This window comes from Nonomuraea sp. NPDC050680, assembly GCF_040654555.1.
Classification (GTDB): domain Bacteria; phylum Actinomycetota; class Actinomycetes; order Streptosporangiales; family Streptosporangiaceae; genus Nonomuraea.
In genome coordinates this window covers 92,427-112,850 of the sequence record NZ_JBFAIF010000012.1, presented here as the reverse complement: position 1 = coordinate 112,850, position 20,424 = coordinate 92,427, and the positions used below count along the sequence as shown (strand labels likewise).

Here is a 20,424-nt window from a genome sequence, read left to right as displayed (position 1 = left end):
GGAGTGACCGGCAGAAGGTCGGACGTGAAGGGCCGAGCAGTCGCAAGGGGCCTGACGCGTGGACGCGCTGCCAGAACGGCCATACGGGCCGCAGCACAACCGCAGTTGGAAATCAGCAGTAACCGGCAGAAGGTCGGACGTGAAGGGCCGAGCAGTCGCAAGGGGCCTGACGCGTGGACGCGCTGCCAGAACGGCCATACGGGCCGCAGCACTACCGCAGTTGCAAGTCAGCAGTAACCGGCAGAAGGTCGGACGTGAAAGGCCGAGCAGTCGCAAGGGGCCTGACGCGTGGACGCGCTGCCAGAGCGGCCTTCGAGGTCGTCTCATGACATGGGTTGTAGAAGGTTCACAGATAGCGAAGGGAGTGTTGAACGCCATCAGGATCGCCCGTCGCCGGTGTGTTTTCGCCGCACGGGTACCGCAGCTCCACAGACGGGAAGGTGGTCTACGGTCACGCTTACGCGATCCCCGCATCCCCGCCCTCAGCGGGCGGCTGTTGCGGAAACGGCAATTCGGCCTCTTGGCCGGTAGATGGTGTTGAACAACCTAGTTGCGGGCCCCGGCGCATCATGGCGCCGGGGCCCTTGTCCGCGTTCAGGAGGTTACATGGATCAAACATCGACAGCGTTGGCCACTGGGCCCGATAGCAAGCCCCAGCCCCGGGCCACGGCCGCTACTTCCACACTCGCATCAAGCGCCGCATACGGCGACAAAGCCGAGTCCCGCATCCTGTCACGCTCCGATGCGGCGGTGGATGCCGGCGCTGAAGCCAAACTCGACGATGATGACTACCCCGCCTACAGCATGGGCCGGGCCGCGGAGATCCTGGGCGTCAGCGCGGCTTTCCTGCGCAGCCTGGGCGCCGCCAAACTGATCGAGCCGCAACGCTCCAACGGCGGCCACCGCCGCTACTCCCGCTACCAGCTGCGCTTGGCGGCCAGGGCCCGCGAGCTGGTCGACCAGGGCACCGCCCTGGAAGCCGCTTGCCGGATCATCATCTTGGAAGACCAGCTCGCCGAGGCGCTACGCATCAACAACTCCCGCGACCGCCCGGCCGACCGTTAGCGCCGGCGCCTCATCGACCCGGCGGCCTGGTCTCGCGAAGCGCCGGCCAGGCCCAACGATGCCCCGGACACTGATGTCGGCCTACCAGCCGCCGACATCGGTCACCACGCCTGAGCGGAGGCCTTCTATGCGAAGGCCTTCTCCAGCCAGCCCTGCCAGGACCGCTCCAGCGCCTGCCCGTCGATGTCGGCGTAGGCGTGGTGCTCGACCACGACCGTGCCCTGCCCGTGGATGAGCATGTAGAGCCCGTCGTCGGTACGTACGCCGACGAACGTGCCCGGATCCGTGACCCACTCCACGACACCCTCCTGCGGCGCGACCCCGTCGGGCGCGATCGTGACCCGGTCGCCCGCAGCGATGCCGCCGGTCAGGCCGAGCACGCTCTGGAAGGCGGCCCACGCCTGGTCGTGCGACGCCTGCGGGCCCCAGAGCATCAGGTTGTGCGTCGAGATCCGGCCGCGGAAGTGCTTGAGGTAGGCGGCCAGCTTGCGCAGGTATTGGAGGTCGCCGATCTTCAGCGCGTCGTACTCGGACTCCCAGTCGTCGCCGAGGAAGCCGTTGTGCACGAAGCGGAGCACGGTGCTGCCGCTCTCGCGGCCTTCGATGAGGTATTCGAACGCCATGAACGTGCCGTCTTCGGGGTTCTCGTCGCCGCGGTAGGCCAGCCGTTTGCCGGGCTCCCACGCGGTGACCGTCGAGCCCATGCTGAAGTCGCCGCCGAAGGTCTGCGTGCCCCTGCCGCCCTCGCGGGGCTCCAGCTCGGTGTGGCCCATGAACCAGGAGTCGATGCCCGGTCCTTCGGCGATCGCCTGCCAGACCTCCTCGGGTGAGGCTTCCAGCTCGATGTCGTGACGTACCTCGAACTCGTGCGGCATGACCGTCTCCTCGGTGGATGTCCCTTGCGGTGAGACCGACCCTTCCACCGACAATTAGAATTGTCAAGCACTCCGTGCTTGTCGGCTGATCGCCCTCGCGGGCGACCGGACTCGCTCTTGAGAGGGAGACCGAGGATCGCCCGTCGAGGCGATCCCTTTTGAGCGGCGAACTCCGAGGATGGGCTGCATATCCGCAGCTTGAAGGAGAACCAGTCGTGCAGAATCGCACCGCGCTCATCGCCGCTCCCTTGCTCGTCCTGACCTACGGTCTGCTCAGAATCGTCGACGGTCTCGACGGCGTCCGAGGCCCCGGCTTGGCCTGGACAGCCGGACACCTGGCCTTTCTCGGTGCTTTGACACTGTTTATCCCGATATTTTGGGAAATGAGGCGGATGCTGGGGCGGTCCGCCCTCGCCACCACGGCCCTGGTCGCGGGCGTCGTCGGGATCGGGTGCGCGGCGGCCCAGTTCGCGATCGACATCATCGTCGGCTTCCTGGCGGCCGACCATGACGCGATGGGCCCGATGTTCGAGCAGGTGAAGGCGGTGCCGGGCGTGTCCCTGGCCGTCTACGGCGCGGGCCCGATCCTGTTCTACGTGGCCCAGCTCGCCTTCGCCGCCCTGCTCGCCGGGAACCGGCTGGTCAAGGTCTGGGTGCCGGTCGCTGTGCTGGCCGAGATCGTGCTGTCGGCGGTCAACCTGGACCTCATCCCGGTGGGCGCGATCCTGCTGCTGGTCTCCTTCCTGCCCCTGATGGGCCGCCCCACGACGACGGCGAGGCACGCTCCCGTGCATGCGTGAGAGCCGGTATACGGAAAGATGAGGCGCTGTGTCCGACTTGTCGCTTATCGACATCGTGCGTCGAAGGATCGCGGCGCTCCCTCCCCTCTGGGTGGACGCCGCGCTCACCGCGGTGATCCTGATCGCCCAGCTCTGGCCCCTGCTATCCAGCAATGAGCGGACCGGCGAGCCCTGGGACTGGTGGGGGTACGTGGTGGTGGTCGTCGCATCGTTGCCCCTGGTCTGGCGGCGGCGGGCGCCGATCACCGTACTGATCGTCTGCCTGTTCACGGGTGCCCTCTACGACCTCGCCGACAACGTCGCGCGCCAGCCCATCTGGTACGGCGGGCTGGTCGCGCTCTACACGGTCGCCGCCTACTCCGGCACCTGGCAGCGGATCATCGTGTTCGCCATGACCCTCACCGGTGGCCTGCTCCTGGTCGGCTCGTCGGAGACAGCGCTGCGCGGGACGGTGCTGTTCGTCGCCGCGTACGCCATCGGCAGGGCCACCGCCACCGCCCGCGCCCACGCCGTCGCGCTGGAGGAACGGGCCGAACGGCTGGAAAGGGAGCGACAGGTGGAAGCGGAACGCGCGGCCGAGCACGAGCGCGCCAGGATCGCCCGCGACATGCACGACATCCTCGCCCACGCGGTCAGTCTCATGGTCGTCCAGGCCGAGGCGGGGCCCGTGGTGGTCAGGAGCGACCCGGCGCGGGCGGAGGCCGCCTTCGACGCGATCGCCGCGGCGGGACGGGACGCGATGATGCAGTTGCGCCGGATGCTGGGCGTGCTGAAGGACGAGGAGGCGCCGCGCGCGCCGCAGCCCACCATCGACGACCTGCCCGCCCTGGCGGACCAGGTCTGCCATACGGGGCTGCGGGTGGCGTTCGCCTCGACCGGTACGCCGCGGCCCGTCTCGCCCGACTGCGCCGTCGCCGCGTACCGGGTCACGCAGGAAGCACTCACCAACATCGTCAAGCACGCCGGCGCGAACCACGCGGACATCCGGCTCACCTGGGAGGACGACACCCTGATGCTCGACATCACCGACGACGGCCGGGGCCACGCGATCGACGGGCACTCTTCAGGCGGGCGTGGGCTGCCTTCGGGTGGGCACGGGCTGATCGGCATCCGCGAGCGCGCCGCCGCCTGCGGTGGCACCGCCGCGGCCCGTCCCCGCACCGACGGGCCGGGCTTCCATGTGTCGGTACGGCTCCCGCTGGCCCAGGCATGACCGGGCAGGACGCGGTCCCGAGCATCCGGGTCGTGGTCGCCGACGATCAGGAGCTGGTCCGCGGCGGGTTCGCGATGATCCTGGACGCGCAGCCGGACATCGACGTGGTGGCCGAGGCGGGCGACGGGCTCCAGGCCGTCGCCGCGGTCCGCGAACACGGCGCGGACGTGCTCCTGCTCGACATCCGCATGCCCAGGATGGACGGCATCGAGGCGGCCAAGATCGTGTGCGCGGAGACCGGCTGCCGGGTGCTCATGCTCACCACGTTCGACCACGACGACTATGTCTACGACGCGCTGCGGGCGGGTGCCAGCGGGTTCCTGCTGAAGGATGTGCGGCGGGACGACCTGGTCAACGCCGTACGGGTGGTCGCGGAGGGTGAGTCGCTGCTGGCGCCGACGGTGACCAGGAGGCTGATCTCCGAATTCACCTCCCGGCCGGCCGCCAGGCCCGGCGCCGCGCTGGCCGTACTGACCGCGAGAGAGCGCGAGACGCTGCAGCTCATCGCGCGCGGACTGTCGAACGCGGAGATCGCCCAGGCCATGGTGGTCAGCGAGCACACCGTGAAAACGCACGTCAGCAATCTGCTCGCCAAGCTCGGTTTGCGCGACAGGGTGCAGGCGGTGATCACCGCCTACGAATCGGGCCTGGCAGTACCGGGTGCGTAACGTGTGGTCAGACGGGGTAAGCGGGGACGTATGCACGACCTCTCGACCGACGAAACGGGAACGGCCCCAAGAAGAGTGGATGAATCACCCTGCCAAGTGATGCAATGGGCCAACCCGCAATCACCCGAGGAGGCCCGTTGAGAGACAACCTCGACCTTGCCGCGAGCGCCCAGCAGCTGGCCGACGCCGCGCCGGCGGGCTCGCTGGACCGCGCAGCGGCCGCGTCCGTGGCCATCACGCTGGCCACCACCCGCGACGTCGTCCAGGCCAGGGAGACGCTTGATGGCCTCGCACCGCAGGACGTACGCCAGGCGGCGCTGATGCTCTTCGAGGAGCTCTCCGCGAGCTGACCGGACGCCGACGCCGCCGTCAACGCCGACTTCGACGCGGCGTCCCAAGGCATGCCCTGACCCTGACGAGGACACGGCGTCCTAAGACGTGCCCTGACGAGGATGCGGCGTCCTAAGGGGTGCCCAGACGAGTCCGTACGGCCCGGCGCGCCCAGACGATGGCCTGCCGGTCGCCGTGCAGCTGCAACGTGTGGTTCAGCGACATGACCAGGCCGTGCAGCTCGAACACCAGCTGATCGGCCTCGGTGCCGCCCGGCAGGTCCCCGGCGGCCACGGCCCGCCGCGTCTCCTTGAGCAGCCGCGCCCGCCAGGCGTCGAACCGGGCCGCCACCGCGTCACGCACCGCCCCCACGCGCCCGTCGAACTCGTGGGCCGCGGCGACGAAGAAGCAGCCCCCGGGGAAGACGCCGCGCTCCAGGTAGGAGATCCACTCCTCGCAGAGTGCCCGCAGCCGGCGTAGTCCCGGCTCGATCCGGATGACCGGCTCCCAGACCTCGGCGCGGAAGACCTCGCCGGCCCGTTCCAGCACTGCCAGCTGCAGTGCCTCTTTCGAGCCGAAATGACCGAGCACGCCGGACTTGCTCATGCCGAGCTCGGTCGCGAGGCGGCCGATGGTCAGCCCTTCCAGCCCTTCGAGGGAGGCGATGGCGACCGAGCGGTCGAGGATGGCGGAGCGCGTGCCGAGGGCCTCCGCCACGGATCTCCGTGGACTCATCCAGGCAGTTTAGCGTCCGGAGCGGTTTAGCATCCGAACGGTCGGTTGCTATAGTCCCGCCCATGAATGGATCACGCCTCGTCGCCACCGGCCATTACCAGCCCGCCAAGGTACTGACCAACGACGACCTCGCCACCATGGTCGACACCTCCGACGAGTGGATCACCAAGCGGGTCGGGATCCGTACCAGGCACGTGGCCGGGGCGGAGGAGGGCGTGACGGAGCTGGCCGGGCACGCGGCGGCCAAGGCGCTGGCGGGCAGCGGGCTGGACGCCGCCGACATCGACCTGGTCCTCGTGGCCACCTGCACCCAGACCGAGCGGGCGCCGAACATCGCCTCCCGCGTCGCGGCCAAACTCGGCGTGCCGGACGCGGCCGTCATGGACCTGGGCGTCTCGTGCTCCGGCTTCACCCACGCGCTGGCCATGGCCGACCACACGATCAAGGCGGGGGCCGCCACGCACGCGCTGGTCGTGGGGGTGGACAAGATGACGGCCGTGACCGACTGGACCGACCGTACGACATGCGTGCTGACCGGCGACGGCGCGGGGGCGGCGGTGCTCAGCGCGGCGGCGGAGCCGGAGATCGGGCCCGTCGTCTGGGGCTCGGCCCCCGAGCTGGGCAGCGCGGTACGGATCGGCGGCACGCCCACCCGCTTCGCCCAGGACGGCCAGACCGTCTACCGCTGGGCCACCACGCGGCTGCCGGAGATCGCTCGGCGGGCGTGCGAGCGTGGCGGCGTCAAGCCGGAGGAGCTGGCGGCCGTGGTGCTGCACCAGGCGAACCTGCGGATCATCGAGCCGATCGCGCAGAAGCTCGGCGCGGTCAACGCGATCGTGGCCCGTGACGTGGTCGAATCGGGCAACACCTCGGCCGCGAGCGTCCCGCTGGCGCTGTCGAAGCTGCTGGAGCGGGGTGAGGTGCGGCAGGGGGCGCCGATGCTGCTGTTCGGGTTCGGCGGGAATCTCTCGTACGCGGGGATGATCGTCCGCTGCCCTTGACCTCGTAGTCGAGCTTTAGTCGCGCAGGTGGTCGGCGAGCCGCTCCAGCTGCTCGGCGTAGTAGTCGCCGAACGCGGGTGAGCCCGGGTCGAGCCCACAGGCGGCCCGGATGAGGTGCGGGAAGACGATGCCCGCCGCCGCCATCCCGAACAGCGCCACCAGCACCGCGGCCGGGTCCAGGTCTGCGGGGAACTCCCCCGCCTCCTGGCGGGCGCGCAGGTGCTCCAGGTCGCGGCGCACCTCGTCGGCGAAGGCGGGATCGGGCGGGGCGTCGTCGGTGAGCCCCTGCCAGACCATCAACTTGCCGAAGTCGCGGCGGCTGGAGTTGGCGCGCGCGTAGCCCGCGACGAGCCGGCCCAGCGACAACCCGCGATCGGCGAACACGCTCTCCTCGCTCTGCCAGCGGGTGTTCAGCGCGCGGAAGAGCCCCTCCTTGCCGCCGAAATAGTAAGAGATCAGCTGCTTGTTGACCCCGGCCCTGGCCGCGATCTCGCCGACCCGCGCTCCGGCGAACCCCTTGGCCGCGAACTCCTCCAGCGCCGCCTGCAGGATGCGGGCCTTGGTGCGCTCCGGGTCGCGCTGCTTCTCCTCCGGCGCTCGTCTCATGCCCGTAACACTATCATCCATCCGGATGGTTGACAGAATCATCCATACGGTTGATAGTCATGGACATGACAGAGCACATCGCGATCATCGGCGGCGGGGTCGGCGGCCTCTGCCTCGCCCAGGGACTCCGCAAGGCCGGCAAGCACGTCACCGTCTACGAGCGGGACCGCGCCCCGGCCGACCGGGTGCAGGGCTACCGGGTGCACATCGACCCCAACGGCGCCCGCGCCCTCCACGACTGCCTGCCGTCGCCGCTCTGGCAGGCGTTCCTCGCCACGACCGGGCAGGGCGGCCAGGACTTCGGCTTCCTCACCGAGCGGCTCAGTACGCTCGCGCTGATCGAGACCCCGCCCGCGGCCGACCCAGCCGACGACCACCACTCCGTGAGCCGCATCACGCTCAGGCAGGTGCTGCTGACCGGGCTGGAGGAGGTGGTGCGGTTCGGCAAGACGTACGAGCGCTACGAGCGGCTGCCCGACGGGCGGATCGAGCTGTTCTTCGCCGACGGCTCCAGCGACACGGCCGACGTCGTGGTCGCCGCCGACGGCGGGAACTCGCGGGTACGCAAGCAGTATCTGCCGCACGCCGAGCGCGTCGAGACCGGGATCACCACGGTGGCGGGCAAGTTCCCGCTCACCGGCGAGACCAGGGCGCTCATCTCGCGGCGGCTCGTCGAGGGCCCGAACACCATCGTTCCGCCCAAGGGCCTCGGCCTGTTCTGCGCCCCGCACGACCTGAGCGACACCGCGCCGGTCGGCGCCATCGGGGCGACCGAGCAGCAGGGGGCGCTGATGGACAACGCCGGCAGCTACATCCTCTGGGCCGTGGGCGCCACCAAGAACCGCTTCCCCACCGATGTCGCCGACATGACGGGCGCGCGGCTCAAGCAGACGGTGGCGGGGATGATCGAGTCCTGGCACCCCGATCTCCACAAGCTGATCGACCTGTCGGACCCCGACACGGTCTCGCTGCTGCCGATCCGTACCTCGATCCCGATCGAGCCGTGGCCGACCACCAACATCACGCTGCTCGGCGACGCCATCCACAGCATGACGCCGATGCGCGGCATCGGCGCCAACACCGCGCTGCGCGACGCCCGCCTGCTCTGCCTGGCGCTGACCGGCGGGCGCGACACGGTCGAGGCCATCGCGGACTACGAGGAGCGGATGCGCGAGTACGGCTTCGCGGCCGTGCGGGACTCGCTCCGCGCGGCCGAGCAGTTCATCGGCGAGAGCCGGGCCGCCAGGATGGGCTTCAAGACGTTCCTGCGTACGGTCCAGCGCTTCCCGTCGCTCAAGGCGAAGGTGTTCTCATAGTCCAACGCCGTACCTTGCCCATCCCGGTCGCCGCGTGGGCCTCCGGCCAAGGTCATCATGGGCGGCTCTAGTGAGCCTGAGCTGCTGCAGCGCGTGGCCGCGCTGTGCGGGAAGGTCTACGTGACCGTCCGCCAGCACCGCGAGCGCGACGGGACGAAGACGCCCATGCAGGACTGGGTAGACGTTCTCAGCCCGAACGACGAGCGGATCTGGCCTCAGCCCCTGTTTTTCCTTATAGCGTCGAACACAGACTCGTCGTAAGGAACGTCGCTGCAGACCTGATGGGCGATGTAGTAAGAGCCGCTATCCTGCTTGAGCACGAATAACTCAGCGAAGATGGCAGGGGCAATGAAAAGGTAGCACGTCGTTTGCCCGGTCACCATGACGATTATGGTGCCGTCTGCCTGGGGCACCGCATGGTTGACGCAGAGCTCCTGCTCCATCTCGTCGTACGGGTAAACGTTATCGCCCAGCATCTTTACGATGGCTGCCGGGCCTACTGCGGGGGGAATGCCATCGATCTCATCACCGCTATCGCCACGCAGCTTGACCAGAACCGAGTTCTCTCGGTACAGGGGCCCAACAATTGATGACGCCTGGGAGCGATCGCTTCTTGAGCAAAAGGCCGCTTTGGCCGCTGCGTGATAGGACTCGACGAACTGTTCGGCAACGGATGCATAGTCTTCGCCCACGGTCTTCCTTTCCATTACGTGCGAGTACGGATCCTCATGCTTTGAGGGCTGGAGAGTCTGACAGCACCGCCTCGGCTGGACGTTACTCTGCCCCTACCGATGGTAACGATCATCCTTCGACGCGCCACCCCCCTTTGCGACGGAACGGAAGGCGCTTCGGCAACGGGGGCGGGCGCAGCCAGCCACAGGTTGAGTGGCGGCTCGTTGCAGCTCTGGGAGTTTTGGCCGACCAGGGGACTGCCCCTTTCACCGGTACTTGGTCTGCACCCCACTACTTCAGGCGGTACAGCCTCCACTCGCCGTCGTCCGGCATGGCCTCGTCCACGCGCGACCCGATCACCATTTCGCGGATCTCCTCCTCGGTCGCGCCGCCGGTCCGCATCGCGTCGACCAGCTCGCCGTGTTCCCAGGTCCACTCGGTCACCCCACCGCCGCCCGGGTCGACCACCGAGGAGCTGGCGCTGTCGAAGCTGCTGAAGCGGGGTGAGGTGCGGCGCGCCCTCCGCGCGGTGCGCGACCAGCGTCGCGCACCCAGATCGCGAGGCGTGGCACGCTGACGCTAGCGTTGGTGGGGAGGAGAGGGGTTCCGTTGTCAGTCGTGAAGATCAACGTCCTGACCGTGCCGGCGGAGATGCGGGAGGAGCTGGAGCGACGCTTCTCCAACCGGGCGGGCATGGTGGAGTCGGCCGACGGGTTCGAGTGGTTCGAGCTGCTCAGGCCGGTCGAGGGCACCGACCAGTACCTGGTCTACACCCGCTGGCGCAGCGAGGACGACTTCCAGACGTGGCAGCAGGGTCAGGCCTTCCAGCGCGGGCACGCGCAAGCCGGGGCCGCCCAGGGGCATGGCCACGGCCAGGGGCCCGCCGCGTCCGGATCGCAGCTCTGGTCGTTCGAGGTCGTCCAGAGCGCCAGCCCCAAGAGCTGAGCCGCGCCTGCACCTGTGGCGTTGAGCACGACCTTCTACCAGGGTCCGGTGACTGCCGGGCCCACGGTGCCCAATCGGCTTCCGGCGCGAGCTTGGCGGATCATCAGCGCCGGATGGCAGGATGTCCGGCATGGTTGGATCAGAACCGAAGTCGGAACTTCACCGTTACCTGCAAGCGGGCCGCGAAGCCCTCCTGTGGAAGCTCGACGGGCTCTCGGAGTACGACATCCGCCGCCCCCTGACACCTACCGGGACGAACCTGCTCGGACTGATCAAGCACTTGGCCGGCGTCGAGGCCGGGTACTTCGGCGAGACCTTCGGACGGCCCTTCCCCGAGCCACTAGCCTGGATCGAGGACGGCGCCGAGCCCAACGCGGACATGTGGGCGACCGCGGACGAGCCGCGCGAAGACATCGTCGCCCTGTACCACCGGGTGTGGGCGCACGCGGACGCCACGATCGCAGACCTGGCGCTGGACGCGATCGGCCAGGTGCCGTGGTGGCCGGACGACCGCAGGCAGGTGACACTGCATCGCGTTCTGGTACACGTGCTCGCCGAGATCAATCGACACGCCGGGCACGCCGACATCGTCCGGGAGCTCATCGACGGGGCAGCCGGGCTGCGGAAGGGCACCGACAACATGGCGCCACCCGGCCAGGCGTCGTGGGAGGGCCATCGCGACCGGCTGGAGCGTGTGGCGCGGGAAGCCGGCGAGAGCTGACCCTTCCGAGGACGGGCCAGTGGCCGCTGTTGGAGGGTGGATGCGGATCGGGATCCTGGGGCCGCTCCAGATCGCGGGGGCCGCGGTCGGCGGTGCGCGGGTGCGGGCGCTGCTGATTCGCCTGGCGCTCGATCCCGGCCGGGTGGTGACGAACGGCCGGCTGATCGACGACCTGTGGCCGGGTGAGCCGCCCGAGCATCCGATGGCCGCGCTGCAGTCGCTGGTGTCCAGGGCGCGCAGGCAGGCTCCCGGGCTGATCTCCTCCCATCCGAGCGGCTACCTGCTCGACGTACCGGCCGATGAGGTGGACGCGTGGGCGTTCGAGCGGCTGGCTCGCGCGGGCGACGCGCACGCGGCGCTGGCGCTCTGGCGCGGCCCGGCGCTGGGCGGCATCGACCTGCCCTTCGCGCTGGCCCCGGCCGCCCGGCTGGAGGAGCTGCGGCTGGAGCTGGAACCTGCTGTCGCGGGAGGAGCGGGAGCTGCTGCGCGGGCTGTCGGTGTTCTCCGGCGGGGCGACGGCCGAGGCGATCGGCCGCGTCTGCGGTGGCGACCTCGACCTGCTGTCCTCGCTGGTCGACAAGTCGCTGATCGCGCTCGCCGGCGACCGCTACACCATGCTGGAGACGATCAGGCAGTACGTCATGGAGGCCGTCTCGGGCGACCTCTCTGAGCTCAGACAGGCGCACGCCCGCTACTACGCCGAGCTGGCCGAGGCCGCCGAGCCGCATCTGCGGACGGGTGAGCAGGTCAGGTGGCTGGCCGTGCTCGACGCCGAGCAGGGCAATCTGGACGCGGCACTCCGGCACTCCGACGACCCGCTCCGGGTCATCCTGCCCAGGCTGTGGCCGTGGATCATGCGCGGGCGGCGGCACGAGGTCACCACGAACGCCGCCGCCGTACTGCGCAGGGTCGGTGAGGTCCCGCCCGAGGGGCGGGAGCTGGCCCACGGGCTGTGCATGATGGCCGCCACGGGCGCCGAGCCGACCCGGGCGGTCCTGGAGTCCGACCATCCGGCGGCGCTGCACTCGTGGGCGATGGGCAACACCATGAGTCCGCCGCGCGACGTGGTGGCACTCACGGAGGCGGCCGCCCGGCGGCTTCGTGATCATCCCGACGCGTGGACCAGGTCGACGGCGCTGCTGGTGGCGGGCATCGTCCGGTTCGAGTACGGGACGGTCGACGGCGCCGAGTCCCTGCTGGAGCCGGCGCTCGACGGACTGCGCCGGACCGGCGACCGCTGGGGGCAGTGGACCGCCTACTTCTGGCTGTCGCTGGCCGCCGAGAATCGTGGCGACTTCGCCCGCGCGCTGGCCCTGGCCAAGGAGCCGGAGTCGATCGCGACGGAGCTGGCCGGGCTGGGGGCGCCGCTCGGGCCGATGATGTTCCTGCTGCGGCTCAGCCAGCTCATGATGCGTACCGGCGACCACGCGGGCGCCGCCCCCACCCTGGAGCGGGCCTGGCAGGCGGCGCTGCGCTCCGAGGACGGGCTGGCCATCGCGCGAGTGACGCACGCCAGAGCCGAGCTGGCCCGGCGCTCCGGCGATCCGGGCGAGGCCGCCCGGCTGCTGCGCGGCGCCCTGGCCATGGAGATCGACGCTCCTCCCCAGTTCATGGCGTTCATGAACATCGAGCTGGCCCGCGTGGCCGAGCCGGCCGAGCCGTCGCGCAGGGCGCTGGAGCTCATGGCCACCTGCGAGGACAGGACGGCCCGCGCGACCGTGCTCGAAGGCGTGGCCGAGCACCGCGACCCCCTGACGGCCGCCGAGCTGCTGGGGGCGGCCCGGGTGCTGCGCGGGATCACCGAGTCGGCCGACCCGTTCGTGGTCGCCCTGGCCGGGCGGTGCCGGGCGGCGCTGGGCGCGGAGCGCTACGCGGAGGCCCTGGTCAGGGGGGCGGCGATCCCGAACCCGGAGAGATACGCGCTCTCGTCCCCGTGACAGTCTCTGTCAGCCGCCGTCACCGCGCCGAGCATGGCTTGACATGGACCATACTGGGCAGCCTACTGAGCAGGCGCGATGGCGGAACACTAGCCGTGATCTCTCCTTATCGCGGAGAATGCGCCGGGTGGGGGTAATTTCCACCTCTAAGTGAGGAGACCGGTGGCCGATACAGGCACGCTCGAAACCCGTGGTAGTGACTTCGCCAAACTGGCCCGACAAATCCAGGACGCCGGGCTGCTGGACCGGCGTCCGGTCTACTATGCCGTGCGGCTGACCCTGGTATTGGCCGCTTATGTCGGTCTATGGGCGCTGTTCGTGTGGGTCGGCGACTCATGGTGGCAGTTGCTGGTGGCCGTCGCGCTCGCTGTGGCCTCCGCGCAGATCGGGTTCGTCGCCCACGATCTGGGCCACCGGCAGGTCTTCAGGACCCGCCGGGCGAGCGACATCCTGGGCTTGATCATCGGCGACTTCGGCATCGGCCTGGGCTGGGGCTGGTGGAACACCAAGCACAACCGCCACCACGCCAACCCCAACCACGAGGACGAGGACCCCGACGTCTCGCCCGCCGTGATCGTCTGGTCGACCGGCCAGGTGGAGCGGAGCCGGGGGCTGCCGAGGTTCATCGCCAAGTGGCAGGCGTACTGGTTCTTCCCGCTGCTCACGCTGGAGGCGTGGCACCTGCACATCGCCAGCGTCAAGGCGGTGTTCCAGCCGACGACCAAGCACCGCAGGATGGAGGGTGTGCTGCTGCTGGCGCACTTCGCCTGCTACTTCGGCCTGATCTTCGCCGTGCTGCCGTTCGGGATGGCGCTGCTCTTCCTGGTGGTGCACCAGGGGCTGTTCGGCGTCTATCTGGGCAGCACGTTCGCGCCGAACCACAAGGGCATGCCGATCCTCACCAAGGAGGACAAGCTCGACTACCTCCGCAAGCAGGTGCTGACCTCGCGCAACGTCAAGGGCGGCGCGTTCGTGGACGTGGCGCTCGGCCAGCTCAACTACCAGATCGAACACCATCTGTTCCCCAACATGCCCTCGCCGAACCTGCGCAAGGCCCAGCCGATCGTCCAGCAGTACTGCGCCGACCTGGGGGTCAGCTACCTGGAGACGGGACTGATCACCTCGTACGGGCAGGCGCTGCGGCATCTGCACGAAGTGGGCGCGCCCCTGCGCTAGCCACTGGCGCCCTTGAGACGCCGGAGGAGCTCGTCTCGGCGGCCTTCCAGCTCCGCGATCAGCTCTTCCTGCTCGTCCGCCATGCCGATCATCGCGCTGATCTCCACCTGGTCGGTGGCGCCCATGTCGCGGATCTGGTCGCGCAGGTCCTTGGTCTCGGCTCGCAGCCTGGCCAGGTCCTCTTCGACGTGTCGCAACTCGTCTTCTACGCTCATGCTCCGGCTCTACCCATTGCGGGGCGGTTGGCCACCCGCGCGGGCCTCCGTACAGAATGGGCGGCATGCGCACGTTGTCGACCAGCACCCTCGTGTCGGTCGCGGTGGTCATCGTCACACTGGCGAGTACGGTCGCCACCTCCTTCTTCCAGCCCGCCCTGACACCGAACGCGCTGGACATCGTGCTGCCGCTCGTGGCCAGTGCCGGGGTGCTGGCGCGGCGCCGCTACCCGGTGGTGGCGCTGATCGTCGTGCTGGCGGCCGTCGCGCTCTACTACCCCCTCGCCCGGCTCGACGGGCCGATCCTGGTCCTGGCGTTCGTCGTCCTGTACACCGCCGCCGACCTGGGCCATCTGATCGCCGCCATCGCCGCGGGCGCGGCCACGATGCTGGCCATGGGTGTGGGCGAGACCCACGGGATCAGGCATGTGGACGACAGTATGTTCGTCATGATCACCGGATGGGTGGTCGCCGCCGTCGCCGGTGGGGGCGTCACCCGCAACCGGCGCGCCTACCTCCGGGAGGCCGAGCAGCGCGTGCTCGACGCCCTGCGCGGCAAGGAGGAGGAGGCCAGGCGGCGGGCGAGTGAGGAGCGGCTGCGCATCGCCAGGGAGCTGCACGACGTACTGGGGCACAACATCTCGATGATCAACGTGCAGGCCGCGGCGGCGCTGCACGGGCTGAAGAAGCGGCCGGAGGACGCGGAGACCGCGCTTCGGGCGATCAAGGATGCCAGCAAGGAGACGCTGCGCGAGCTGCGTACCACGCTCGGGGTGTTACGGCAGGTGGACGAGGACGCGCCGACCGCGCCCGCCGACAGCCTGGCCCGGATGGAGGCGCTGGTCGCGGCGTCGGGGCTGGAGGTGCGGACCGAGCTGTCGGGGCGGCTGGAGGAGGTGCCGACCGAGGTGGACCTGGCCGCGGCGCGCATCATCAGGGAGGCCCTGACGAACGTCTCCCGGCATTCGGGAGCCGGCGCGGCTCGGCTGACCGTCACCCACGGGTCCGGAAAAATCGTGATCCGTGTGGAGGATGATGGACCGGGAGCGACGTTCACCGGCGGGACCGGGTTCGGGCTGCAGGGCATGCGCGAGCGCGCCACCGCGCTGGGCGGCACCCTGGAGGCGGGCCCCCGGCCTGGCGGCGGCTTCCAGGTCGTCGCCCACCTACCGCTGAACGCATGACCCCTGCTTCTTGAACGGAGTGCGATGATCCGCACCGTGCTCGCCGACGACCAGAACCTCGTACGGGCCGGGTTCCGGTCCATCCTGAGCGACGAGGAGGGCATCGAGGTGGTCGGCGAGGCGGCCAACGGCGCCGAGGCCGTGGCCAAGACCCGCGAGCTGCGGCCCGACGTGGTGCTGATGGACATCCGGATGCCCGAGCTGGACGGCCTGGAGGCGACCCGCGTGATCGTCACCGATCCGCGGCTCGACGGCGTCAAGGTGATCATCCTGACCACGTTCGACCTCGACGACTACGTCTACGGAGCGCTCCGGGCGGGCGCCAGCGGGTTCCTGGTCAAGGACACCGAGCCGGCCGAGCTGATCCACGCGGTGCGGGTGGTGGCCAGAGGTGACGCGCTGATCGCGCCCTCGGTGACCCGGCGGCTGATCGCCGAGTTCGCGGGGCGGGTCAAGCGCCCGGAGCCGGGGCCCCGGCTCAACGCGCTGACCGAGCGCGAGCGGGAGGTCATGGCGCTGGTCGCGGCCGGGCTGTCCAACGACGAGATCGCGGCCCGGCTGGTGCTCAGCCCGGCCACGGCCAAGACGCACGTCAGCCGCATCATGACCAAGCTCGGCGCGCGCGACCGGGCGCAGCTCGTGGTGCTCGCCTACGAGGCCGGCATGATCACCCCAGGCTGGCTTACACCCTGACGTGCCGGGCTGGCTTGTACATCCTGAGATGTATGGCGGGCGGCCGGTTGACACCACAGGTGTACGGCAGGTGCACGCCCAGGCATGACGCGGCGGAGATGACCCTGGCCGGAACCTACGACCATGGAGACCGTAGACCTCGCCCGCCTGCAGTTCGCCCTCACCGCGGGGGCGCACTTCCTGTTCGTCGCGCTGACCCTGGGGCTGGCGACGCTGGTGGCCGTCATCCAGACCTGGGCCACCTTGACCCGCAGCCCGGTGCACATGCGGATGACGCGGTTCTGGGGGCAGCTCTACATCATCAACTACGCGATGGGCATCGTCACCGGGCTTGTCATGGAGTTCCAGCTCGGGCTGTCGTGGAGCGGGCTCACCGAGTTCGCCGGGAACGTGTTCGGCTCGTCCCTGGCGATCGAGACCATCGTGGCGTTCTTCATCGAGTCCACCTTCCTGGGCCTGTGGATCTTCGGCTGGAACAAGCTGAACCGCTGGGCCCACCTGGCACTGATCTGGGTCGTCACGCTGACGGCCTACGCCTCGGCGTTCTGGATCCTGATCTCCAACGGCTTCCTGCAGAACCCGGTGGGCTACCAGCTCAAGGACGGCGTCCTGCGCCTCACCGACTTCGGCGCGCTGGTGGCCAATCCGGCGGCGCTGGTCGCCTTCTTCCACATCGGCGGCGGCGCGCTGATCGTCGGCGGCTTCCTCATGGCCGGAGTGAGCGCGTACCACCTGGCCAAGCGCACCGCCGAGCAGGACTTCTTCCGTAAGTCGCTGCGTATCGGGATCGGCGTGGCGCTGCCCGCGACGCTGTTCACCGCGACGTTCGGCGGGCTCGGCTTCGACACGATGCAGCCGACCAAGCTGGCCGCCTGGTCGGGCAGCACGCGGCGGATGGCCGAGGCGCAGGCGGAGATGGTGGCCATGTACGGCCCGGGTGACTACCTGCCGTCGCTGGAGTGGGTGCGCGCCTCCGGGATCATCATGATGTCGCTCTTCGCGGTGCTCTTCTTCGTCTCCGGGGCGAGTTTCCTGCTGATGCTGTTCCGGCCGGTCGTACGGGGCTTCCGGCCGTGGCACTGGCTGCTGACCGCGCTGATCCCCGTCCCGTTCGTGACCATGATCGCCGGCTGGATGTTCCGCGAGATGGGCCGTCAGCCCTGGGCCGTGTACGGCCTGCTGAAGACCGCCGACGCCATGTCACCGGTGTCGTACGGCCAGATCAGGTTCTCGCTGACGGCGTTCGTCACCGTGTTCACCGTACTCATCCTGATCAACTACTGGCTGCTGGCCAGGACCGCCCGCAAGGGGCCGGGCGAGGTCGCGCTGGGCGACGACCGCCCGGCCGAGACCCCCGCCCCCGCCCTGACCTTCTGAGGAGCCGTCATGGAGATCCTGATCCTGGCCTTCTTCGCCATCGGCTACCTCGTGCTGGCCGGAGCCGACATCGGCGTCGGCATGGTGCTGCCGTACCTGGGCCGCACCCCCGTCGAACGGCGCGAGGCGATCGCCGCGATCGCGCCGTTCTTCCTCGGCAACGAGGTATGGCTGGTGGCCACCGCCGGGGTGCTCGCCGGGCTCTTCCCCTCGCTGGAGGGCTCGCTGCTCAGCGGCAACTACTCGCTCGTCGTGGCGCTGCTGCTCGCCTGGGTCATCCGGGACATGGGCCTGTGGCTGCGTGGGCGGCTGCCGGGCGTCCGGTGGCAGGGGTTCTGGGACGGTGCCGTCGTCGCGGGCAGCTGGGGGCTGGCGCTGAGCTGGGGCTCGCTGCTCAGCGACGTACTGCTCGGCATCCACGGACTCCTCGCGCTGCTGCCCGCCCTGCTGGTGGCCGCGCTGTTCGCCACGCACGGGCTGTCGTTCGCGGCGCTGCGGCTGCGGGGCGTGCTGCGTGAGCGGGCGGCCGTGCTGTCCGGCGGCACCGGCGAGGGCCGCACCTACGCCCTGACGGCGACGGCCCTCGTGGCGATCGGCGTCCTGGCGGGCTTCCGGCTGCCGCTGACACCGGGCACCTCGGGCGCGCTCCTGGTGCCGGTCATCCTCACGATGATCCCGTTCCTGGTGGCCTCACAGGCGTGGGTCTGGTGGACGTTCCGGCACCGGGTAACGGGCCCGTCGTACCTGTAATCCCCCCAGTCGGATGGGAAGTTCAGAGGCCCCCCAGATCAGCGGTCCGCTGTCCCTGTGGGCACGACCCACTGGGTGGGCTGTCCGGTGATCGATGCGACCATATCGAAGTCGCCGTCGTAGTGGAGCACGGTCGCCCGGTGACGTTCGGCAGTGGCGGCAATAAGGAGATCCGCCATGGACAGGGCACGGTGAAAACCACGCTCCAACGCGACGCTCTGAACCTCGAGCACGCGCTCGAACACCTCGTCGCCGCAGTAGAGAAAATTGAAGCCGCGCAGCAGGAAGCGGATACGGGCCATGTCCGGCTTGTTGCGAGCGCTGTAGACCATCTCCCATTCCACCGCCGCGCAGGTGGCCAGGACGCCCCGGTCACTGAAATCGTCCAGAACCCGGCCGACGGAGGGATGGCCCCAGCGCGCGAGCGCCGATTTGTCAGCGAGGTAATCGGTCACGCAGCACCTTGTTGCGTGGAGCGCTGAAGGGTGCCGTCGGCATTGCGGGGACCGGTGTTCTCCACGATCTCGCTGAGGTCGAGCTCCCCGCTCTTGATCGCGTTCGCGAGCTCCTGACGGAGATGGCGCTTGACGGCATCCTCCATGGCCATGCGCACAGCCTTCGCTTTGGTCTTTGAGCCATAGATGCGCATGGCCTCGGCCACCATCTCGTCATCGAGGTCGATGACAGTTCGGGACATGACAGGACCCTTCCGTTAGCCAGCCTCCCCCCAAACGATACCGCATACGCAGGAAGATAGATATCATTTCCCGCTGGGCGTGGGACTACCCTCGCGACGCCGCACCGCAGAGTCCCAGATCGACTCGCCTTCGCCACGGCCATGGCACGACAGTCACCGTAGACCTGCCGGATGCGCCGACGTCATCCCAGCGGTCGGCCGACTGCCCGGGCGGATGATCTCCGCTCACTCCTAGCGCAATGGTGTGAACCTGGTGCGTCCAGTCGCAAGGCAGGGTGCCGATCACCGAACAGGCTCGGTATCCGCGCGAACTACGCGACGGCTACGGCTACGGCTACGGCTACGGCTCCATCGAACCAGAGCATCTCCTGGACGCGATGAGGCGCAGACAGACCTGCATCACCAACACCGAGGCGGCGAACCCCAATAACCCCACGCTGACACTCCCGACGACCCTCGCCCGTGGTTCGACTCGCTTGAGCGACGCGCTCACCCGCACGAGCCCACCCCGCGACCAATTCGACCCCGGCTGGTCCAGTCGACGCGTAGTCCCCCGAAACAACGCCCAAGCGGTACGATGCGAACACCGAACCGGGCAGCTGGCCGTACCAGCAGCACCAGCGGGCAGGACTTCTCCGTCAGGGGGCGTGGCCGCACCACGCCCACCAGCGGTTTTCCACGTATCTCACGTTGATGGAGAACCCGATCATGACCTCTGCCGTCCCTCGCGCCTTCCACTGCGAGCACACCCGCGCCAAGAGCAGGGTGTACGCCCTCGTCGAGCGCTCCCGCCAGCCCGCGACCCTGCATGCCGTCCTGACCTGCACCGATCCCGCCGTCGCTCAGCACGCCGCCTACCTTCTCTCCTCGGTGCTGCAGAACGGCCTGGGCCCCGCCGCCCGCGCTGAGTCGGAGCGGATCGCGGCGGCTCTGCCCGACGCGCCCGCCGCCTCCTTCCGTCGTACGCTGGCCGATGTCGTGAACGGGACCTGGGCCGACGCCCCCGAGCTGGCCGCCACGTGGGAGTCCCTGCGGCGGGGCCGCGGCGACTCGGCCGGCCTCTTTGACGACCTTGAGAGCCGCACGCCGCGTGATGCCCGCCTCGACGCCTTCCCCGGGCCGGTCGTACGCACGATCAGCCTGCTGGAGGTGCACGTCCACGACCCGGCTCGCCTTCTCGCGGCGGCCACCGCGACGGGCTGGAGGCCGTTCGCCGCCGAGGACCTCGACGAGGACGACCGCCACGACGTCGTCGGGGCCGTCATGCACTTCGTCAACGGCCCGGAGTTTCTGCCCGGCGCCGACCAGTTGACGGACGTCATGCAGGCGCAGCTGCTGCGCGTCGACAGGGGCGATGAGGTGAGCGACTGGAGCGCGGCGCCCGTGACGGCGAGGTTCGACACGGGAACGAGGTCCGACCCCGACAACTGCGCCGACTGATCGCTACG

At 69.4% G+C, this 20,424-nt stretch carries 24 protein-coding genes; 16 read left to right on the top strand and 8 right to left on the bottom strand.

The window, feature by feature from the left end; all coding sequences use genetic code 11:
* Positions 1-804: 804 nt before the first annotated feature.
* Positions 805-1,065 (top strand): MerR family transcriptional regulator, encoded by a 261-nt coding sequence (locus tag AB0H88_RS33005; protein WP_357651642.1) that lies wholly within the window; start codon positions 805-807, stop codon positions 1,063-1,065.
* A gap of 125 nt (positions 1,066-1,190) precedes the next feature.
* On the opposite strand, the gene AB0H88_RS33000 is transcribed toward AB0H88_RS33005, so the two are convergent.
* Complete coding sequence (locus AB0H88_RS33000) at positions 1,191-1,940, bottom strand: SRPBCC domain-containing protein (protein ID WP_357651373.1); 750 nt, start codon at positions 1,938-1,940, stop codon at positions 1,191-1,193.
* 215 nt (positions 1,941-2,155) lie between these two features.
* On the opposite strand from AB0H88_RS33000, the gene AB0H88_RS32995 reads away from it, so the two are divergent.
* The 4 genes from AB0H88_RS32995 to AB0H88_RS32980 all read left to right on the top strand — a co-directional run bounded on the left by AB0H88_RS32995 (position 2,156) and on the right by AB0H88_RS32980 (position 4,971).
* Complete coding sequence (locus AB0H88_RS32995) at positions 2,156-2,740, top strand: hypothetical protein (protein ID WP_357651371.1); 585 nt, start codon at positions 2,156-2,158, stop codon at positions 2,738-2,740.
* 55 nt (positions 2,741-2,795) lie between these two features.
* Positions 2,796-3,953 carry a histidine kinase gene (locus AB0H88_RS32990; RefSeq protein WP_357651369.1) on the top strand — a complete coding sequence of 386 codons (1,158 nt, stop codon included), beginning with the start codon at positions 2,796-2,798 and terminating at the stop codon, positions 3,951-3,953.
* Entirely contained in the window at positions 3,950-4,621 is a 672-nt protein-coding gene (locus AB0H88_RS32985) for a response regulator transcription factor (protein WP_357651368.1), read from the top strand. The genes AB0H88_RS32990 and AB0H88_RS32985 overlap by 4 nt, the downstream gene beginning before the upstream one ends.
* A gap of 137 nt (positions 4,622-4,758) precedes the next feature.
* Positions 4,759-4,971 (top strand): hypothetical protein, encoded by a 213-nt coding sequence (locus AB0H88_RS32980; protein WP_225300837.1) that lies wholly within the window; start codon positions 4,759-4,761, stop codon positions 4,969-4,971.
* A gap of 112 nt (positions 4,972-5,083) precedes the next feature.
* Here AB0H88_RS32980 and AB0H88_RS32975 read toward each other — a convergent pair whose 3' ends face one another.
* Positions 5,084-5,686, bottom strand: coding sequence for a TetR/AcrR family transcriptional regulator (locus tag AB0H88_RS32975; protein WP_357651366.1), 603 nt, complete (start codon positions 5,684-5,686; stop codon positions 5,084-5,086).
* 62 nt (positions 5,687-5,748) lie between these two features.
* Here AB0H88_RS32975 and AB0H88_RS32970 point away from each other — a divergent pair, with 62 nt between their 5' ends.
* Positions 5,749-6,687 carry a beta-ketoacyl-ACP synthase III gene (locus tag AB0H88_RS32970; protein WP_357651364.1) on the top strand — a complete coding sequence of 313 codons (939 nt, stop codon included), beginning with the start codon at positions 5,749-5,751 and terminating at the stop codon, positions 6,685-6,687.
* Positions 6,688-6,702: 15 nt separating this feature from the next.
* Here the strand turns inward: AB0H88_RS32970 and AB0H88_RS32965 are convergent, their stop codons facing one another.
* Positions 6,703-7,293 carry a TetR family transcriptional regulator gene (locus AB0H88_RS32965; protein ID WP_357651362.1) on the bottom strand — a complete coding sequence of 197 codons (591 nt, stop codon included), beginning with the start codon at positions 7,291-7,293 and terminating at the stop codon, positions 6,703-6,705.
* Positions 7,294-7,358: 65 nt separating this feature from the next.
* Here AB0H88_RS32965 and AB0H88_RS32960 point away from each other — a divergent pair, with 65 nt between their 5' ends.
* Positions 7,359-8,609 (top strand): NAD(P)/FAD-dependent oxidoreductase, encoded by a 1,251-nt coding sequence (locus AB0H88_RS32960; protein WP_357651360.1) that lies wholly within the window; start codon positions 7,359-7,361, stop codon positions 8,607-8,609.
* Between the two features lie 215 nt (positions 8,610-8,824).
* Here AB0H88_RS32960 and AB0H88_RS32955 read toward each other — a convergent pair whose 3' ends face one another.
* Both AB0H88_RS32955 and AB0H88_RS32950 read right to left on the bottom strand, forming a co-directional pair.
* Positions 8,825-9,301 (bottom strand): ketosteroid isomerase family protein, encoded by a 477-nt coding sequence (locus AB0H88_RS32955; protein ID WP_357651358.1) that lies wholly within the window; start codon positions 9,299-9,301, stop codon positions 8,825-8,827.
* A gap of 271 nt (positions 9,302-9,572) precedes the next feature.
* Positions 9,573-9,725: a hypothetical protein gene (locus AB0H88_RS32950; RefSeq protein WP_357651357.1), complete on the bottom strand. Its 153-nt coding sequence runs from the start codon at positions 9,723-9,725 to the stop codon at positions 9,573-9,575.
* A gap of 165 nt (positions 9,726-9,890) precedes the next feature.
* On the opposite strand from AB0H88_RS32950, the gene AB0H88_RS32945 reads away from it, so the two are divergent.
* The 4 genes from AB0H88_RS32945 (at position 9,891) to AB0H88_RS32930 (ending at position 14,060) form a co-directional block, all read left to right on the top strand.
* Positions 9,891-10,226, top strand: coding sequence for an antibiotic biosynthesis monooxygenase (locus AB0H88_RS32945; protein ID WP_357651355.1), 336 nt, complete (start codon positions 9,891-9,893; stop codon positions 10,224-10,226).
* 130 nt (positions 10,227-10,356) lie between these two features.
* On the top strand, positions 10,357-10,947 hold the full coding sequence (locus tag AB0H88_RS32940; protein WP_357651353.1) for a DinB family protein: 591 nt from the start codon (positions 10,357-10,359) through the stop codon (positions 10,945-10,947).
* Between the two features lie 40 nt (positions 10,948-10,987).
* Complete coding sequence (locus AB0H88_RS32935; protein ID WP_357651351.1) at positions 10,988-11,617, top strand: BTAD domain-containing putative transcriptional regulator; 630 nt, start codon at positions 10,988-10,990, stop codon at positions 11,615-11,617.
* Positions 11,618-13,046: 1,429 nt separating this feature from the next.
* A complete protein-coding gene (locus tag AB0H88_RS32930; protein ID WP_357651349.1) occupies positions 13,047-14,060 on the top strand; it encodes an acyl-CoA desaturase in 1,014 nt (337 codons plus the stop codon).
* On the opposite strand, the gene AB0H88_RS32925 is transcribed toward AB0H88_RS32930, so the two are convergent.
* A complete protein-coding gene (locus tag AB0H88_RS32925) occupies positions 14,057-14,275 on the bottom strand; it encodes a hypothetical protein (protein ID WP_357651347.1) in 219 nt (72 codons plus the stop codon). The two genes, AB0H88_RS32930 and AB0H88_RS32925, sit on opposite strands and share 4 nt — an antisense overlap.
* 65 nt (positions 14,276-14,340) lie before the next feature.
* Between AB0H88_RS32925 and AB0H88_RS32920 the strand changes: the two genes are divergently transcribed.
* From AB0H88_RS32920 to AB0H88_RS32905, 4 genes are all read left to right on the top strand, one after another.
* On the top strand, positions 14,341-15,459 hold the full coding sequence (locus AB0H88_RS32920; protein ID WP_357651345.1) for a sensor histidine kinase: 1,119 nt from the start codon (positions 14,341-14,343) through the stop codon (positions 15,457-15,459).
* A 24-nt stretch (positions 15,460-15,483) separates the two neighbouring features.
* On the top strand, positions 15,484-16,152 hold the full coding sequence (locus AB0H88_RS32915; protein ID WP_357651343.1) for a response regulator transcription factor: 669 nt from the start codon (positions 15,484-15,486) through the stop codon (positions 16,150-16,152).
* 123 nt (positions 16,153-16,275) lie between these two features.
* The gene (locus tag AB0H88_RS32910; protein ID WP_357651341.1) at positions 16,276-17,529 is read left to right on the top strand and encodes a cytochrome ubiquinol oxidase subunit I; all 1,254 of its coding nucleotides are present in this window, start codon (positions 16,276-16,278) and stop codon (positions 17,527-17,529) included.
* Positions 17,530-17,538: 9 nt separating this feature from the next.
* Positions 17,539-18,279, top strand: a complete 741-nt coding sequence (locus AB0H88_RS32905; RefSeq protein WP_357651339.1) for a cytochrome d ubiquinol oxidase subunit II — start codon at positions 17,539-17,541, stop codon at positions 18,277-18,279.
* 38 nt (positions 18,280-18,317) lie between these two features.
* Here AB0H88_RS32905 and AB0H88_RS32900 read toward each other — a convergent pair whose 3' ends face one another.
* On the bottom strand, positions 18,318-18,734 hold the full coding sequence (locus AB0H88_RS32900; protein ID WP_357651337.1) for a PIN domain nuclease: 417 nt from the start codon (positions 18,732-18,734) through the stop codon (positions 18,318-18,320).
* Positions 18,731-18,976, bottom strand: coding sequence for a type II toxin-antitoxin system VapB family antitoxin (locus AB0H88_RS32895; protein WP_357651335.1), 246 nt, complete (start codon positions 18,974-18,976; stop codon positions 18,731-18,733). Before AB0H88_RS32895 ends, AB0H88_RS32900 begins: the two co-directional genes overlap by 4 nt.
* Before the next feature lie 708 nt (positions 18,977-19,684).
* On the opposite strand from AB0H88_RS32895, the gene AB0H88_RS32890 reads away from it, so the two are divergent.
* Positions 19,685-20,416: a hypothetical protein gene (locus AB0H88_RS32890; protein WP_357651333.1), complete on the top strand. Its 732-nt coding sequence runs from the start codon at positions 19,685-19,687 to the stop codon at positions 20,414-20,416.
* Positions 20,417-20,424: the final 8 nt, after the last annotated feature.